This window comes from Bradyrhizobium sp. SSBR45G (assembly GCF_030159255.1).
Lineage (GTDB): Bacteria > Pseudomonadota > Alphaproteobacteria > Rhizobiales > Xanthobacteraceae > Bradyrhizobium.
Genome location: NZ_BSCT01000038.1, coordinates 48,005 through 63,404, shown reverse-complemented (window position 1 = coordinate 63,404; position 15,400 = coordinate 48,005). Strand labels below are relative to the sequence as shown.

Below are 15,400 nucleotides of genomic sequence, written 5' to 3'. Positions count from 1 at the left end.
CTACCTGAGCCAACCTCCGCCCCATGCCTCGGGTACAGCCCGCCGACGGCTTGCTCCGGGGCACCGTCGATACCCGGATACTTGGCTCGCCAGATTGATCATGTAGGCGATCAAACGCATTGATACGCGCGCGGTGACTTGAAGTTAATCTATCGGGTGGACGCCGCTCGAGGGACGTGTGGTGGAGCACGGGGGGCGCATCTGTCGAACTGGGGTGAACGCGGCACCAACGTCCGCCAATGAGTCACTTCGTCATCCCCGGCCTTTTCCCGGTCACGATGGAATGGAAGCACACCGGGCTCAATACGTAGAGCGCCATATGCGATAGCCTTGCGTGGTGGAGGACGCGACGAAGGAGCGCCGGTGTGACGCAGGCATTCCTGTCCTCAGCGAGCAGCCAGCTCCTGTTCAGGCGGCCACGAATCCGCAGTACCTCTGCAACGTGTCCAGCAACTCGGCGCCATCAGACGATTTGTGCAGGACTCGGGCCGCTCCGGGGTGACCGTCGATATCCTCCTGAAGCTTGCGCCTGATCGAGCTGCTGAGATCCCGCCCCGACTGGACGATGACCGGAATGGCGCGGGTTTCAGCGGCACTCCTCAGCCTCATGAGAAGATAGTTTGCATCGCCATTCGGCATGCAGAAATCAGTGACGATGGCGCTGGGATGCTCACGCCGTGCTTTCCAGAATCCCCGCGTGGCATCATCGGCGTACAGAAGGTCGACTCCCAGCGCTTCGAATCGGTGGCGGAGCATCTTCTTGACGCTGGCGTCGTCATCGACAAGGAGCACGCGCGGACGGCGCTTGACGTCGACCGCGGCAAATTGCCGGGACGCCTTCGCTATCTCGGCATTCCTCTCGGGACAGATATCAGCCAGGCTCGCCGCGAGCTCCTTCCAGAAGAAACGGCCTTTGGGTATGCACGTCGCGGCGATCCCATCGCACAACTCGACGGTTCTTTCATCTGCCCGCCCTGTCATCACGATGACATGGGGCGCGGTCTTGGCTGCGTCAGACAGATAGCCCAGGACACTCAATCCATCGATCTCCGGCAGGTTGACGTCAATGACGAGGACGTCAGGACGATGCTCGGCCGCCTTGATCAAGGCCTGCAATCCCGTGGTCGCGGTCAGGACGAAGAACCCCATCCACGTACACCAGTCGGCGGTCGCCTTCAGAACCAGGGGATCATCGTCGACGACCAGCACCGTCGAGATCGCCCTGCTCGCTTGCCGTGCACTCATCGCCCACGCTCCCATGTTGGTCTCAGCCCCCCTTTTTTGACGAGGGATTGCGCCAGTTCCAGCCGAATTGCCGGGCGCATCCGTCATCCGGCGTTCGGCCTGCATCGCGATCCGATCAGCGCAGCCTAAATGTCAGGATAAGACAAGCCTACGTAGGACTACGCGATTGCCGGTCGCAGCGCTGCGTCCGCGCGCGGCGATCGCACCGGAATCGTCGTTACCGCACCTGCGGAGGCGGCGCCATGAGAGCTCACTTCACTTCCGATTGCAGCACGGTCGGGCATCGAGACCTGCCGATCCATGCCGTCTGACACACGCTGATACTGTGGTGCCGGTGCATTCGTCTGCAAACGCATGGGCCGCGATCGTCGTTTCGAAGCTGCGCGGCGTCACTATCGGCAGCGAGCGTATTTGTACGCGGCAAAGCATGCGTTCGAAAGTAACGGAATCAGCTCAGCCTTCTCGACGCGCGGGAAGCGCAGCGCGGACGGTTCATTCGGGATTCGAGACGGTCATCCATGCACCATCATATCACCAGGCGGTCGGGGAGGACGAGGATCGTTGCGGCCGCGCTCACGGCGTCCTGTCGTTGGCGCGCTGCCGGCGCGTGGCTTCATCTCGCCGCGGCGGACGCATCATTCAAGCCAGGCGGAATGTAGGATGCTGGACGAGACGTCCCAAGGCACCGCGATGGACCAACAGTTCGAGGCGCGTCTCGCCATCGTGCGCGGACGCTTTTCGGCGAAACTGATGGAGCGGTTGCAGCAGGCTGCCGTCGACCTGCCGAGAATGGCGGAAGACGAAGCGGTCTCGGCGGAGATTGTCGCGACGACCTATCGCTGGATCCACGACATTTGCGGAATCGCTTCGACGATCGGATTTGAGGCGATCGGTCAGGCGGCGCGAGCATGCGACACCGTTCTGATCGGGCCCTATCGCGCGCGGCGAGGATTGGAGACCGGGGAACTCAACGACTTCACCACACGTCTCGGACTGCTCCGAGCTGCCGCGCAGGCTGCGCGATGCAGTCCGGAGACGAGCCAGGTGAACTGATACTTTAGTGACGGGGGATTATCGTGTCGCATTTCTTACGCCTTGTCCTGGCTGCGTCTCTCGCATTCCAGGCGTCGTCAATCCATGCCCAACAACGCAGGTCGCCTGCCGCTCCGCCGGAGCCGGTACGACCGGTCTTGTCTTTCCGGCCGTCGCCGCTTGTGGCGGGCCTGCCGCAGGCCGTGGTCGTCGATGCGGCCTTCAAATCGCTGCGGGTCGGCGTTCCCATCGCCGATGCTGGATTTCCTGAAGGGTTCCGTTTGTCGAATCTCGGCGGCCGGCGCGAACTCTATATTCGCGTGCCGCAGGGCGTCGAACTCAATCTGGCTGAACTCGTTCTGGCCTATGACGACGTGAGCGCCCACGAGGCGCGCCGCAGCCTGGAAATCCTGGCGAACGATCGTTCGATCGCAGCGCTGACCCTGGACGGCAGGGGCCCAGGGAGTACGGCCCGCATCTCGCTCGCGAATGTGTCGGCACGCGAGGGCTTTCTCAAGCTATCATTCGTGTATTCCGGCGCAGCCACGCAGGATCGCTGCATCGATGTCCGCTATGTCGGCGACAGTGTCACCATACGCCCCGAAACCACGGTCGACTTCGCCATCGGCGTTTCGGGCACGCCGAATATCGCGGTGACTGCGGCGCTGATGCCGCGGGACGTCGGCATCCTGCTGTCCAGCGCCTCGCCGCCGGCTGCCGATGTCGCCACAGCGTTGACGATTGCCAGATCCCTGAAGGCCGGCGGCCGGACCGTCAGCTTTCATCACGGCAAGAACGCCATGCCGAACCTGGTCGACCCCGACACCAAGGGGCGCTGGACGCGTGGTCTCATCGTCGTCGGATCGTTCGATGAGATCGCGGATCGGCTCGATGGACCTGCGGCAACGTTGGTCAACACCACCGGCGGCGCGCGGGCCAGCAACACGCTTGCGGCCGGTCGGATCGGCGGCGTTCCGGTCCTCCTCGCCACGGATTCCGCATCGTCCCAGATCGGAAGGCTGCTCGGCGATCCCTCGCTCTTGGCTCTCCGTGATACGCCGACCGCTTCGATCGGATCGATCTCGGTCGCGAAAAAGCCAACCGATCGAATCAGCATCAACGGCCTCGGTCTGACCCCGCCGCGCGCTGATGTCTTCGGTCGCGCCGAGCTTCCCATCACGATCGCCAGCCAGTCGTTGCCGGCAGGTACCCGTCCCTCACGCCTCGTTCTCGACGTCATGGTTGCTCCCGACGGGGCCGGCGAAAAGGCCGTCGTCAGCGCCTTCGTCAACGAACACCTCCTCGCCAGCACCGTCGCCGCGATCGGGGGACCGACGCGGCTCGATTTTGCCATTCCCGACGGACTCGTCGGCACGAGCGCGAACGTCAGGGCGGTCGTGCAACGCCGCAGTTCACAGGGCGACTGCCGATTCGAACCCCAGGGCTACCCTGCCGAACTGCTCGGCTCCAGCCAGGTCATTCTGTCGCCAGCGGGCCCGACAGCGCGCGATTTCTCCGATCTGATCAGCTTGTGGGCCGACGGCATCCAAATTCACCTGCCGGCATCGACGGCGGATCACCCGCTCTCCGTGCTGGCCTCGTTGTCCAACGTGGTGAGCGGCCTGTCGAACAGGACGACGCCGATCGACGTGACGTATGTCGACGCCAAGGCTGCGGCAACGCCATCGGCGCCCTTCATCTCGGTCGGCAGCTCACCTCCCGCCGGGGCCGATCAACGCGTGCGGTTCGATCGCGGCCGGGTGGCCATCACCGATCGCAACGAGCGCGTTCTGCTCGATGTCGGGGGGATGACCACCGGCGCAGTCGCGCAGATCGTCACTGCGAATGGGTTTCCGGGACTCTGGATTCGCCCGCTGAGCAGCGACGGTTCATTGTCGGCAGCGCCCGTCATCAATCTCGACCGCGGCGACGTCGCATTTCTTGACCGGAGCGGCGTAGCCCTCGCACTCTCCACCCATCGAGACACCCTCCTGCGCGTCATTTATGTCGATCAGCAGTCGTGGACGGCCAACCTCGATCGCGGCTGGCCATGGATCGTTGGCGTCACCTGGGTGCTCGCAACCCTCGCGCTTCTGATGCTGGCCCAGCGCATCTACCGTCGCCGTGCCTCCAGCCGTGTCGGCGGATAGGTCCTGCCATGCAGCAATTGTCGGCTTCCGATCGCGCGCTCGGCGATATCCTCGTCGCCCGCCGCGTCCTTACGCTCGGCCAGCTCGACGAGGCCATCGCCCTCGCCGAGGCCTGGCACGTCAGCCTCGGCAACGCCATCCTGTCGCGCAACTGGGCTGAGCCGGCGATCTACTACCAGGCCGTCGCCTACCACTATGAATTGCCCTTCATCGATCTGATCCGTGATCCACCGGATCCCGTGCTTCTTCTGGAGGGCGAGGCCGACATCTACGCCCGGCGGTTGACCATTCCTTGGAAGTACCGCGACGGACGGCTGATGATTGCAACCGCCGAGCCCGGCCCCGAGACCCTGCTGTTTGCGCGGAAACGCTGGGGAACGAACGTCGCCTTCGTCGTCGCGACCAAGTTCGACGTCGTGTGGGCGGTGCAGGCCGCGTTCGACGACGCACTGTCCGCGCGCGCCGTGTACGAACTTGCCGACCTCAATCCCGAACTCTCGGCACAGCGGGTCTTCACCCCCGGCCAGATCATCTTCGGCTACGCAATACTCAGCGCGATCCTGCTCGGCCTCGCGCTTTCCCCCATCACGACGCTCATCGCGCTCAACGTGGCGATGAGCGTCTTCTACCTCGGCAACTTCGTGTTCAAGGGGCTGCTCGTGATGTTCGGCGGCGTGCGCGTCGCCGACGAAACCATCGCGATCGAGGCACGGGCCCTCACCGACGACGAACTTCCGGTCTTCACGGTGCTGGTGCCGATGTACAAGGAGCCGGCGATGCTGCCGATGCTGGCTCAGGCGCTGCGCGATCTCGACTACCCGCTCGGCAAGCTCGACATCAAGCTGGTGCTGGAGGCAAGCGATCACGACACGATCGAGGTCGCCAGCAAGCTAGGTCTCGAAGGCATGTTCGAGATCATCCGGGTCCCGCCATCGCTCCCGCAAACAAAGCCCAAGGCCTGCAATTTCGCGCTGCAGTTTGCCCGTGGCGAATTCCTCGTGATCTATGATGCCGAGGACCGGCCGGAGCCCGACCAGCTTCGCAAGGTGGTCGCGACGTTCCGGAAGTCCTCGGCCGATACCGCCTGCCTGCAATGCAGCCTGAGCTATTTCAACGCGAGCGAAAACTGGCTGACGCGCATGTTCACGCTGGACTACGGCCTCTGGTTCGACCAGATGCTGCCCGGCCTGGACCACCTTCGCATTCCGATCCCGCTGGGCGGCACGTCCAATCATTTCAAGATCGACGTGCTGCGCGAGTTGCACGGCTGGGATCCGTTCAACGTCACCGAGGACGCCGATCTCGGCGTGCGCCTGACCCAGAAGGGCTACCGCGTCGGCATCGTGGATTCCACGACGTTCGAGGAGGCAAGCTGCCACGCCGGCAACTGGATCAGGCAGCGCTCGCGCTGGATGAAGGGCTATATGCAGACGCTGCTGGTTCACACCCGGCGCCCGCTTCATTTCGTGCGCAGGACTGGGCCGCTCGGTTTTCTCGGCTTTATCTTCTTCATCGGCGGCACCGTGCTGTCCGGCCTGCTGAACCCGGTCTTCTGGCTGCTCTATCTCGCCTGGATGATCGCCGCGATCAGCGGACTGGAGGCGGTCTTTCCGGAGCCGCTGTTGTTCCTCAGCCTGTTCAACCTTCTCGCGGGCAACGGCGCGCTGATGTTTCTCAACATGCTGGCGCCGATCCGGCGCGGCTGGCTCAATCTGATTCCCTACAGCCTCACCGCGTTCGGCTACTGGGCCATGCTCTCGATCGCGACCTATCGCGGCTTGTGGCAATTGCTGCGAAATCCGTTCTATTGGGAGAAGACACACCACGGCGTCTCCAAGCATGTCGTTCGCGAACTGGCGCGGGCGCGGGAGGCCGCCGCATGAGCCGCCTGTTGTCGCTTTGGGCGTTGATGGCCGTCGTCTGCGTGTCCGTCTTCGCCGCCTCGCTGAGCGCCGTGACGGCTGGCCTCGTTCCCAACGATGCCGTGACGTTGTGGGCGAGCGCGATGACCGCCGGCGAGGGGCAGATGCCGATCGGGCGCATTCTCGCCGCCTATCCGACCCTCCCCTTCCTGGCCACGACGCTGCTGCAGGTCGTCACCCCCGCCGGGACGCCAACCCCCGTTCTCCTGACCGGCGTCGTCCTCGCGCTGCTCGCCGGCGGCCTGCTGACCTCCCTTCACCGCATCGGCGTAGCCGCCGTCGTCGCGCCGTTGATCGTCGTTCTGATCGTGCTGCATCCGGCGGTCCTGCGTGCCGCGATCGCCGGACCGTCCGAGATGATCTTTACGGTCTTTCTGTTCCTGCTCGGATGCGCCTTGTTCAGAATGCGCGCCCGCACCGGAGCCTCCGAGGTGATGGCCGTCGCCCTGTCGCTGCTCGGATTGACCTTCTCGCATCCGATGGGCGCGGCGATGACCTGCGCCGCCGTCCCGTTCTTGGTTCTGGCGATCCAGCCCGAGCAATTGTCCCGGACGACGTTGAACCTGGTGCTCGCATTGCTGTTTCCGACGGTGTTCTGCGTCGCGGCCTTCTCCTACATGTCGTGGATATTCCCCGGCAGCGGCTGGACCTTCCTGATGGCGCCCGCCGAAGGAGTCGCCACCTGGGCGACGGGATTTTTCACCCTGTTTGGTCGCGGATGGTCCGGCTCCCTCGCGATCGACGCCGGCCTCGCGACGATCGCGGCGATCGTCATCGGCGCGCCCATCGCAGGCTTCGCGATCATCTCGATTTGGCGCCAGCGGCCTTTGCTCGCGCCCACCCTGATGTTCGTCTCGACGGCCGTCGCGGCGGCCGTTCTCGCGGTCACGACCGGCCTGTTCGGCGATCCCGCCGCGCTTGCGGTGATGCCTCCGATCCTTGCCGCGACCGTCATCATTCACATGCCACCGGTGCGCAGGCGGTTGGGGATCGTGGCGGCATTGCTGGTGCTCGGCTGGTTCGGCGGCGCCGCCGCGCTGGCGATCGCGGATCCCAGCGGGGCCGTCAACGTCGCCATTGCCATGGAAGGCCAACACGCGGACAGCGAGCGGAGCGCGGCGATCGATCTCGGTCATGCCAGCGCGGGACGGGACGGAGTTCTCGTCGACACGCTCAACGCGCCCGCGATCGTCCTCGGTCGGGGCGGCGCGCGTGGCTTGCTGTCGCCATCGGACGAGGCATTCACGCTCGGGATCTTGTTCTCTCGGATCGACACTCCGTTCGTGGCCGTTCCTGATCCGCAGGTCGGAAGCGGAGCGCAGGACCGGCTGAACAAGGCTTTCCCCCTGCTCTATCGGCGGGGAGCACCGGGTTATCAGCTCATTTACGACAAGGCCGGCTGGCGGCTGTTCGGACGCACCGACGCCATCGCCGGAGAGGCCACCATCCAGCACTGACGTGAGGATCATTCCAGGGAGTTCACCATGCGTATTCTCGTTGTCGACGATTCCGAAGACGGGCGGGACATCACCGAAGCGCTACTGCTGTCGGCGGGCTATGAACAGGTCATCACCGCGGGATCGGCAAACGAGGCCTATCTGGCGCTCGGGATCGGGGCGTCGTCTGCAGCGCCCGTCACGGTCGATCTCGTGCTGCTGGACATCGTCATGCCCGACATCGACGGCATCGAGGCCTGCGCACGGATCCGAAAGGAACCGCGCTTGGCAAGCGTGCCCATCATCATGCTGACAGCGCTCGGTGATACCGACAATCTCGGCAATGCGTTCGTCGCCGGTGCCACCGACTACATCACCAAACCGGTCGATCGCGTCGAACTTCTGGCCCGCGTCAGATCTGCGCTGAAATTGAAGGCGGAATTCGATCGCCGCGAGGCGCGCGAGGCCGAGTTGACCCGCCTGGCATCGAAGTCAAGCGACCGCCGCGCATCGCACACCATCGACACGAGAACGGGGCTGTTCTCCGGTGAGATCGCCGAGGCATATCTGCTCACTGATCTGAATTTTCCCGCCGGCACCGAGACATCCATTGTCGCGCTCGCCGTCGATCGACTGAACGGCTATCTGGACGCCGAAGGCAATCCAGAAGCGGGCGTCATGGCACGCGTCGCAGCCACGGTACGCGCTGCCTCCGCCTCTGTGGGCGCGGTCGCCGCCATCTACCGCGACCGTGTCATCGTGATCATTCTTCCCAATCAATCGCGCGCATCCGCCATCAAGCTGGCTGAGACGTTGCGGGGCTCGATCGCGGGTCTCGGGATATCCAATCCGGAAGGGATCGCGGCAAAACACTTCACCGCAAGCGTTGCCGTCGTGACCGAACGGGTCAACGGTGCGGGCCGCATCCATCTCCTGACCCGGGCCATCGCGGCGGTTTCAGAAATTGCGACAGCCGGCGGCGACTGCGTCGTGCCCCAATGTGCCTAGCGCCTTTTTCCGCGGCGATGGCCGTGCCAGACGGAATCAAATCATCGGCGAAATGTCTGGGCACCGCATTCATGCTGGCCGCCGGCCTTCCCGGCTTCGCAACGCCGGCGTGGGCCGGAGCCTGGACGCTCGATGCCGGAACAGGCGCGCTCATCGTCACCGGCACGGCCATGCAGTCGAACAGTGCCTTCGACCATGGCAGCAGACAACGCCCGATTCCGCACTACAGCAAGGATGAGGCGCAGGCCCTGATCGAATATGGCGTCACGGACTGGTTCACGGCCATCGTCCAGCCCTCCTTGCAGCATGTCGACATCGCGGCCCCCATTGACGCGCGACGCGCCGGCTTCGGCTACACCGACATCGGCGGCAGGGTCCGGATCTGGTCGAATTCCGCCTGGGTCGTATCGGCTCAGGCCATGGTGCGCATACCCGGCACGTCCGAGAAGACCAACCCCGCCGCAATCGGATACACCGATCACGAGATCGAACTCAGAGGCCTCGCCGGCTACGGCTTCAAGGCCGGGACACTTCCGGCCTTCGTCGACCTGCAGGTGGCGCAGAGGTATCGCCTGGGCGGCCCGCCCAATGAATTTCGGACCGACATCACCTTTGGCGTTCGGCCGGCCGACAAATGGCTGCTGCTCGCGCAATCCTTCAACGTCGTTTCCGAAGGCGCGGGCAGTTGGGGCTTCGGCAGCTTCGCCTATCATAAATTCCAGCTCAGCGCGGTGTATGCCGTAACGCCAGCGCTGTCGTTGCAGGCAGGCGGCTACTCGACATATTGGGGCCGCAACGCGTTGCAGGAGAACGGCCTGGTGCTCGGCGCCTGGTACAAGTTCTAGATCAGGGATTGCGGCAGACGCCCGCCCATGCACATGCTAGCACGGCCTCCGCCGGCTTGCCTTGCACCGTAAAGTCGGTGTCGGCGCGCCCGCCGGCGGCAGGATCGGTAAACCAGCGCCAGACCAGCACGCCCTCGACAGCGGGGCGCTCGAGCACGGCGAGCCAGTCCGCGATCACATCGGCCTGCAGCTGCAGATCCACGGGCGCGGCACGTTCTTCGGCGCTTTCCCAGGGTTTCGCGGCAGCGCCCTTGGCCGAGCGCAACCCGATCTCGGCCACCAGGACAGGCTTGCCCCAACGCGCCGACAGCGCATCGAGGCGACCCGCTACCGCTTCCATCGTCGCGATACGGCCGGCCCGGTCATCGTCGGGACCGAGCGGTGGATACAGCGACACGCCAATGACGTCGAGCTCTGACCAGAAGGTGACCGCTTCGGCTTCATCCGCGTTGTGCGCGACGTAAAGCAGGGTCCCCGGGAACGCCGCCCTCACGGCGGCGATCACAGCGCTCCATTCGGGACGCCGCGTGGTCTTGGCGAGTTCGGTGCCGATCGACAGGACATCGGCCCCCTCTTCCGCCGATATTCGAGCGATGCGTTCGAGCTCGGTACGGTAGCGGGCAAACCAGATTTTCCAGGCTTCCTCCGCCACCGGCTCGACGGCGCCGGCCCAGCTTTCCGGCACCCAGACATGCGGCTTGACCATGACCACAAGGTCGAGCCGATGCGCCTGCCGGATCGCCACGCGTAACGCCTCGTCGGACATGTCGCTACCCGCGACGACGTCCGGTGCCGAGGGACCTGCTTGCCAGAGGAACGGAATCACGGCAACCGACGTCGCCCCGAGCCTTTTCGCCGTCAACAGCGCGCTGTCCGCAGTCGAACTGCCGAACGGATGATCCGGCGTCGCCACGATGTTGAAGCCCTGCAGTCGACGCCCAAAGGCCGGATTGAGGATCTCACTTGCGAATATCAACCAAAGCAGAGACCGCATTACGGTTCGGGCAGATGGGACACGCATTTGATTCAGCCTTTAGCGACGTTATGAACCTCGCCCTCTCATGTCGGCATCGCCCGCCAAACGAGCTCGCCTGCCTATCGCGCTCGCGCAAAGCCATGTCGACGCCGGCGGCGCGACAATGGCGGGTGAGCTCATCAAGTCCCGTGTTAGCCCGGATAGGTTGCGGCGTCATATCCCTCGCCGAGCGATACTCCGCAAAACCCCGGATAGACTTTAATCTAGGATCGCCCGCGCCGCCTGCGACTCCATCGACAATCTACGATACAACCGCTAGGTATTAATACGCGAGCATTCGAAATCCGGCATTTATACTGATCAACTATTAGTTTCTGCGTATTGGGCGGTGCCTTATCCGAGGAACCGGCCAACCCGTTTCACATTCGTCAACTTTGATCGATATCGACATGAATGTGCAATTTGCGATGCGTTCAGTCGACGTTCTACATGTCGACGATGATGCTGACGCCCGCGAGATCATCGGGACCGCGATCGAATTCGACCCGATCTTCAGCGTACGCAGCTGCGCATCAGGAGAGGAGGCGCTCGCCGCGACTGCGAAGTGGTCGCCCGACCTGATCCTGCTCGACCTGAACATGCCCGGCATGGACGGACCAACGACACTGGCGCGCTTGCGGGAGCGCCCGCAGACCGCGGGAGTCCCCGTCATCTTCGTGACCGCGTCCTCGAAGGCCAAGGAGCTTGACGAAATCCGGCGCCTTGGCATCGCCGGTGTCATCGCGAAGCCCTTGGATCCGACATCTCTCTGCTCCCAGATCAATGGAATTCTCTGCAGGAGTCATCGCGAACTCGAGAGGGAGAGGAACGAGTTGCGGGACAGGCTGGCGATAGCCAGCGCGATCATCGACTCGTCGGACGATGCGATCGTCGCAAAGGACCTTTCGGGCACGATTCTTTCATGGAATGCGGCGGCCGAGCGCCTTTTCCAATTCCGCCCGAATGAGGTCATTGGCCGCAGCATTCGTATCCACATCCCGCCCGAGCAGTTGATCCATGACGACTATATTCTCGATCAGGTCAGGCAGGGACGACACATCGACAATTTGGAAACGCGGCGTTTGCGCAGGGACGGCACCGCGATCGACGTGTCACTCAGGGCCATTCCGATACGGCGGCAGGATGGCACGATCATCGGCGCGTCGATCGTCGAGCGCGATATCAGCAGGCAGAAACAGGTCGAGGACGATTTTCGGAAGAACAACTCCTCCCTCGAGCAGGAGGTCGCCGCCAGAACGGCGGAGCTCAAGACCATCATCGATGCCGTCCCAAGCGTCATCGCGTACTGGGACCGCGACCTTCGATGCCGCTTCGCAAACTCGGCCTATCAGGATTGGTTCGGCCGGTCACTGGATGACCTCGTCGGTTGCCATGTCACCTCGCTCCTGGACGAGACCCTGTTCGCCGAGGCCGAGCCTCACATCCAAGCCGCCCTGTCGGGCCGGCAGCAGAACTACGAGCGCATGCTGAACAAGGCCGATGGAAGCATCCGCAACACTTGGACCAACTACATTCCGCATTGCGACGCCAGCGGCGAAGTGCTTGGCCTTTTCGTACTCATCACCGATATCACGGAGATGCGCGAAGCACAGCGCAAGATCAAGGAGAGCGACGCTCGGTATCGCATTCTGGCCGACAACAGCTCGGACCTGATCATCCAGCTCGATCGCGACCTTCGCCTGCGCTACGTCTCGCCGGCATGTCGGGACATTTTGGGCGTCGACGAAAGCGAGCTTCTCGGCGAACGACCGTACGGCCCGATCCATCCCGAGCACGTGGAGCAGTTGCAAGCCGCCTTCGATTTGCTGCTCGCCGGCCAGGTCGATCGGAGTTCGACTTCCATCCGCGCGCATGATCGGGACGGCCGCTGGATCTGGCTTGAGGCGGTGATGAGGCCGCTCCGGGATCGGGATTCGGGACAGATATCCGGGATCGTCGGCGCGCTCCGAGACGTATCCGCTCGCAAGGCTGCAGAGGAACGGTTCCGCCTTGTCGTCGAGTCCACCCCGACCGCCATCGTCATGATCGATAGATCGGGGCGTATTGCGCTGGTGAACCGGCAAACCGAACAGCTGTTCAGCTACGGCAGAGACGAATTGGTCGGACAGCGGATCGAACTGCTCATGCCGGCGGACGAACAGCAGGGACACCAGGCCCACATCGATCGCTATTTCGCCGGCCCGGCCGCGCTGGATCCATCGCAGCGCGCGATGAGTCCCGCGCGCGAACTCAATGGCCGGCGCAAGGACGGCAGCGAATTTCCTGTCGAAATCGGGCTTACACCGATCAGCACGGACGAAGGCGTGATGGTCCTGGGCGCAATCGTCGATATCACACTCCGCAAGCAGGCCGAGGAGGAACACCGAAGGTTCAACGATCGGCTCGAACAACAAGTTGCGCAGCGCACCGCCGAGCTCGAAGCCGCGAACAAGGAGCTCGACGATTTTGCGTACGCGGCGTCACATGATCTGAAAGCGCCTCTCCGGGTCATCGACAACGCTTCGAAATGGCTCGAGGAGGACCTCGCGCCGCACCTGACCGGCGAAAACCGGGAAAACATGCAGCTGTTGCGGAACCGCGTCAAACGGCTCGAGAAGCTCCTCGACGACCTGCTGCAATTCTCCCGAATTGGCCGCCGCGCAGCCGGTACCGAGGTCATTTCCGGCGCGGACCTCATGGACAACGTGCTCGCGCTGCTCGCGCCCCCGCGCGGCTTCGACGTGATCGTCGCCGCCGAGTTCGGCTCAATCCAAGTCTACCGCATGCCCCTGCAGCAGATCATGATGAACCTGATCGGAAATGCCATCAAGCATCATGACAAGGCGACCGGGCGCATCGAGGTCACCGTGGAGAATCGCGGATCGCATCACGCCTTCGCCGTGAAGGATGACGGTCCCGGGATTCCGCCCCAATTCCATGATCGTATTTTCAAGATGTTTCAGACCCTGAAGCCGCGCGACCAGGTCGAGGGCAGCGGCATGGGTCTCGCAATCGTCCGCAAGCAAATCGAGCTGTCGGGAGGATCAATCTCCCTCGACTCGAGCCAGGGCCATGGGACGACCTTTCGCTTCACTTTGCGTACTTCCAATTCAACGAAGGAACGAGAAAGATGATCGCCGGCGCCACAGAAAGTGCGCGCGAACTGACGATCCTGGTGGTCGACGACGACGACGGCGACGCCAGATCCGTGCAGCGCGCATTCAGATCCGCGAGGATCATCAATCCGTTGCTGAGAGCATTTGACGGAGCTGATGCGCTCGACATCTTGCGCGGCACGAACGGGAAGACCAAAGTCAGTTCACCGTACATTCTGCTCGTGGACATCAACATGCCCCGCATGAACGGCATCGAGCTCGTCAAGGAGTTGCGGCTGGACAGCAGCTTGAACCGCACCATCGTGTTCATACTGACCACCTCGAGCCGCGATGAGGACGTGTTCGCGTCCTATGATCTCAATGTCGCGGGATACATACTCAAGGAACGGGTTGGGGAGGACTTTCAAAAGCTCGTCGAATTGATGCGGGGCTACTGGCGGATCGTGGAGCTCCCATGACTCTTTCGGACGACGCCAAGCGCCCCCTTGCGATCCTGATCACGGACGATGATGACGGCGACCGCAAACAGGTGCTGCGAGCCCTGAGGTCTTCGGGAACACCGTGCGAATGCACAGAGGCTGACAATATTGACCTGGCGCTGGCCGCCTGTGGGCGCCAACCGTTCGACGTCGCGATCGTCGACTACAGGTTACCGGGATGCGACGGGATCGAGGGCGTGGAGGCCTTGCACCGGATCGCTCCAGCGATGTTCATCGTCATGGCGACCGGTCAGGGCGATGCCGCCGTCGCCACCGAGGCGATGAAGCGCGGAGCGTCGGACTATATTGCAAAGGAACATATCAACGAGCGATCCATCGGTCGCATCCTCCGCTACGCGCGAAAGAAGGCAGCGATGCAGATCGCCCTGGATCAGCAGCGGGAGGAACTGGAGCGGTTCGCGGACGTTCTCGTGCACGATCTGAAATCGCCTATTTCGTCTATCAGGGGATATGCCTCGATTATCAGCCATGCCGTCAAGTCGGGTACGGCGACCCCAGATAAGATCACCGAATACTGCGGACGGATGGTTCAGCTTGGCGAGCGAATGGTCGCATTGGTCGAAACACTCCACGAATATACCAAGTCGGACGCGCATGTCGTCTTCGAGACCGTCGACATGAATCTCGTCGTCGGCGACACGTTGGCAAATCTCGCGCAGATGATCAGCAACCGAGGGGCCAAGGTGACACATGATGACCTTCCGATCGTGTTTGGCCACGCGCCGCTTTTGACGCAGCTGTTGCAGAACCTGATCGGGAACGGCATCAAATATTGTCAGGCCGCGACGCCGGCATTGCACATTTCAGCTGTGCTGGAGAAAACGGACTACTGGCGGATCGGCGTCCGCGACAACGGCATCGGCATCGCTCCGGAATTCCACCAGCAGATCTTCGAGCCCTTCAAGCGATTGCACGGCCGGGACGAATTCGAGGGCACCGGCCTCGGACTCGCGACTTGCCGGAAGATCGTCGACCGTCACAATGGGAAGATCTGGTGCGAGTCGAATCCTGACAGAGGCTCGACATTCAATTTCACTCTCCCCATTCCGGCCGAAAATCCGCCGACGCACGGCAACGACAAGGAGCCGGAATTCGCGGCGTGACACCTTCCTTGTCCGTTGGCGAATGAAG

At 63.1% G+C, this 15,400-nt stretch carries 11 protein-coding genes; 9 read left to right on the top strand and 2 right to left on the bottom strand.

Translation table 11 applies throughout. From position 1 onward, the window contains the following. Positions 1 to 408 precede the first annotated feature (408 nt). Entirely contained in the window at positions 409 to 1,245 is an 837-nt protein-coding gene (locus QQL87_RS30905; RefSeq protein WP_284422878.1) for a response regulator, read from the bottom strand. Positions 1,246 to 1,905: 660 nt separating this feature from the next. Here QQL87_RS30905 and QQL87_RS30900 point away from each other — a divergent pair. The 6 genes from QQL87_RS30900 (at position 1,906) to QQL87_RS30875 (ending at position 9,638) form a co-directional block, all read left to right on the top strand. Further along, the gene (locus tag QQL87_RS30900) at positions 1,906 to 2,298 is read left to right on the top strand and encodes an Hpt domain-containing protein (RefSeq protein WP_284422879.1); all 393 of its coding nucleotides are present in this window, start codon (positions 1,906 to 1,908) and stop codon (positions 2,296 to 2,298) included. A gap of 137 nt (positions 2,299 to 2,435) precedes the next feature. Then, on the top strand, positions 2,436 to 4,427 hold the full coding sequence (locus QQL87_RS30895) for a cellulose biosynthesis cyclic di-GMP-binding regulatory protein BcsB (RefSeq protein ID WP_284422880.1): 1,992 nt from the start codon (positions 2,436 to 2,438) through the stop codon (positions 4,425 to 4,427). 8 nt (positions 4,428 to 4,435) lie between these two features. Continuing rightward, complete coding sequence (locus tag QQL87_RS30890) at positions 4,436 to 6,310, top strand: glycosyltransferase family 2 protein (RefSeq protein WP_284422881.1); 1,875 nt, start codon at positions 4,436 to 4,438, stop codon at positions 6,308 to 6,310. Between the two features lie 122 nt (positions 6,311 to 6,432). Next, the gene (locus QQL87_RS30885; RefSeq protein ID WP_284422882.1) at positions 6,433 to 7,806 is read left to right on the top strand and encodes a glycosyltransferase family protein; all 1,374 of its coding nucleotides are present in this window, start codon (positions 6,433 to 6,435) and stop codon (positions 7,804 to 7,806) included. A 27-nt stretch (positions 7,807 to 7,833) separates the two neighbouring features. Then, entirely contained in the window at positions 7,834 to 8,793 is a 960-nt protein-coding gene (locus tag QQL87_RS30880; protein ID WP_284422883.1) for a response regulator, read from the top strand. A gap of 23 nt (positions 8,794 to 8,816) precedes the next feature. Then, positions 8,817 to 9,638, top strand: a complete 822-nt coding sequence (locus QQL87_RS30875; protein WP_284422884.1) for a hypothetical protein — start codon at positions 8,817 to 8,819, stop codon at positions 9,636 to 9,638. A gap of 1 nt (position 9,639) precedes the next feature. On the opposite strand, the gene QQL87_RS30870 is transcribed toward QQL87_RS30875, so the two are convergent. Further along, positions 9,640 to 10,632: a glycoside hydrolase family 113 gene (locus QQL87_RS30870; RefSeq protein ID WP_284422885.1), complete on the bottom strand. Its 993-nt coding sequence runs from the start codon at positions 10,630 to 10,632 to the stop codon at positions 9,640 to 9,642. Positions 10,633 to 11,063: 431 nt separating this feature from the next. On the opposite strand from QQL87_RS30870, the gene QQL87_RS30865 reads away from it, so the two are divergent. Genes QQL87_RS30865 through QQL87_RS30855 form a run of 3 tightly spaced genes read left to right on the top strand, consistent with a single transcriptional unit; the run spans position 11,064 to position 15,372 of the window. After that, entirely contained in the window at positions 11,064 to 13,787 is a 2,724-nt protein-coding gene (locus tag QQL87_RS30865) for a PAS domain S-box protein (RefSeq protein ID WP_284422886.1), read from the top strand. Then, complete coding sequence (locus QQL87_RS30860) at positions 13,784 to 14,227, top strand: response regulator (protein WP_284422887.1); 444 nt, start codon at positions 13,784 to 13,786, stop codon at positions 14,225 to 14,227. Before QQL87_RS30865 ends, QQL87_RS30860 begins: the two co-directional genes overlap by 4 nt. Beyond that, a complete protein-coding gene (locus tag QQL87_RS30855) occupies positions 14,224 to 15,372 on the top strand; it encodes a sensor histidine kinase (protein ID WP_284422888.1) in 1,149 nt (382 codons plus the stop codon). Before QQL87_RS30860 ends, QQL87_RS30855 begins: the two co-directional genes overlap by 4 nt. Positions 15,373 to 15,400 lie beyond the last annotated feature (28 nt).

Bases quoted from the DNA above. Each gene is read 5' to 3' on its own strand.
- QQL87_RS30860 (WP_284422887.1), top strand. From the start codon at position 13,784: ATGATCGCCGGCGCCACAGAAAGTGCGCGCGAACTGACGATCCTGGTG.
- QQL87_RS30885 (WP_284422882.1), top strand. From the start codon at position 6,433: ATGACCGCCGGCGAGGGGCAGATGCCGATCGGGCGCATTCTCGCCGCC.
- QQL87_RS30890 (WP_284422881.1), top strand. From the start codon at position 4,436: ATGCAGCAATTGTCGGCTTCCGATCGCGCGCTCGGCGATATCCTCGTC.
- QQL87_RS30855 (WP_284422888.1), top strand. From the start codon at position 14,224: ATGACTCTTTCGGACGACGCCAAGCGCCCCCTTGCGATCCTGATCACG.
- QQL87_RS30865 (WP_284422886.1), top strand. From the start codon at position 11,064: ATGAATGTGCAATTTGCGATGCGTTCAGTCGACGTTCTACATGTCGAC.
- QQL87_RS30900 (WP_284422879.1), top strand. From the start codon at position 1,906: ATGCTGGACGAGACGTCCCAAGGCACCGCGATGGACCAACAGTTCGAG.
- QQL87_RS30880 (WP_284422883.1), top strand. From the start codon at position 7,834: ATGCGTATTCTCGTTGTCGACGATTCCGAAGACGGGCGGGACATCACC.
- QQL87_RS30870 (WP_284422885.1), bottom strand. From the start codon at position 10,632: ATGCGGTCTCTGCTTTGGTTGATATTCGCAAGTGAGATCCTCAATCCG.
- QQL87_RS30905 (WP_284422878.1), bottom strand. From the start codon at position 1,245: ATGAGTGCACGGCAAGCGAGCAGGGCGATCTCGACGGTGCTGGTCGTC.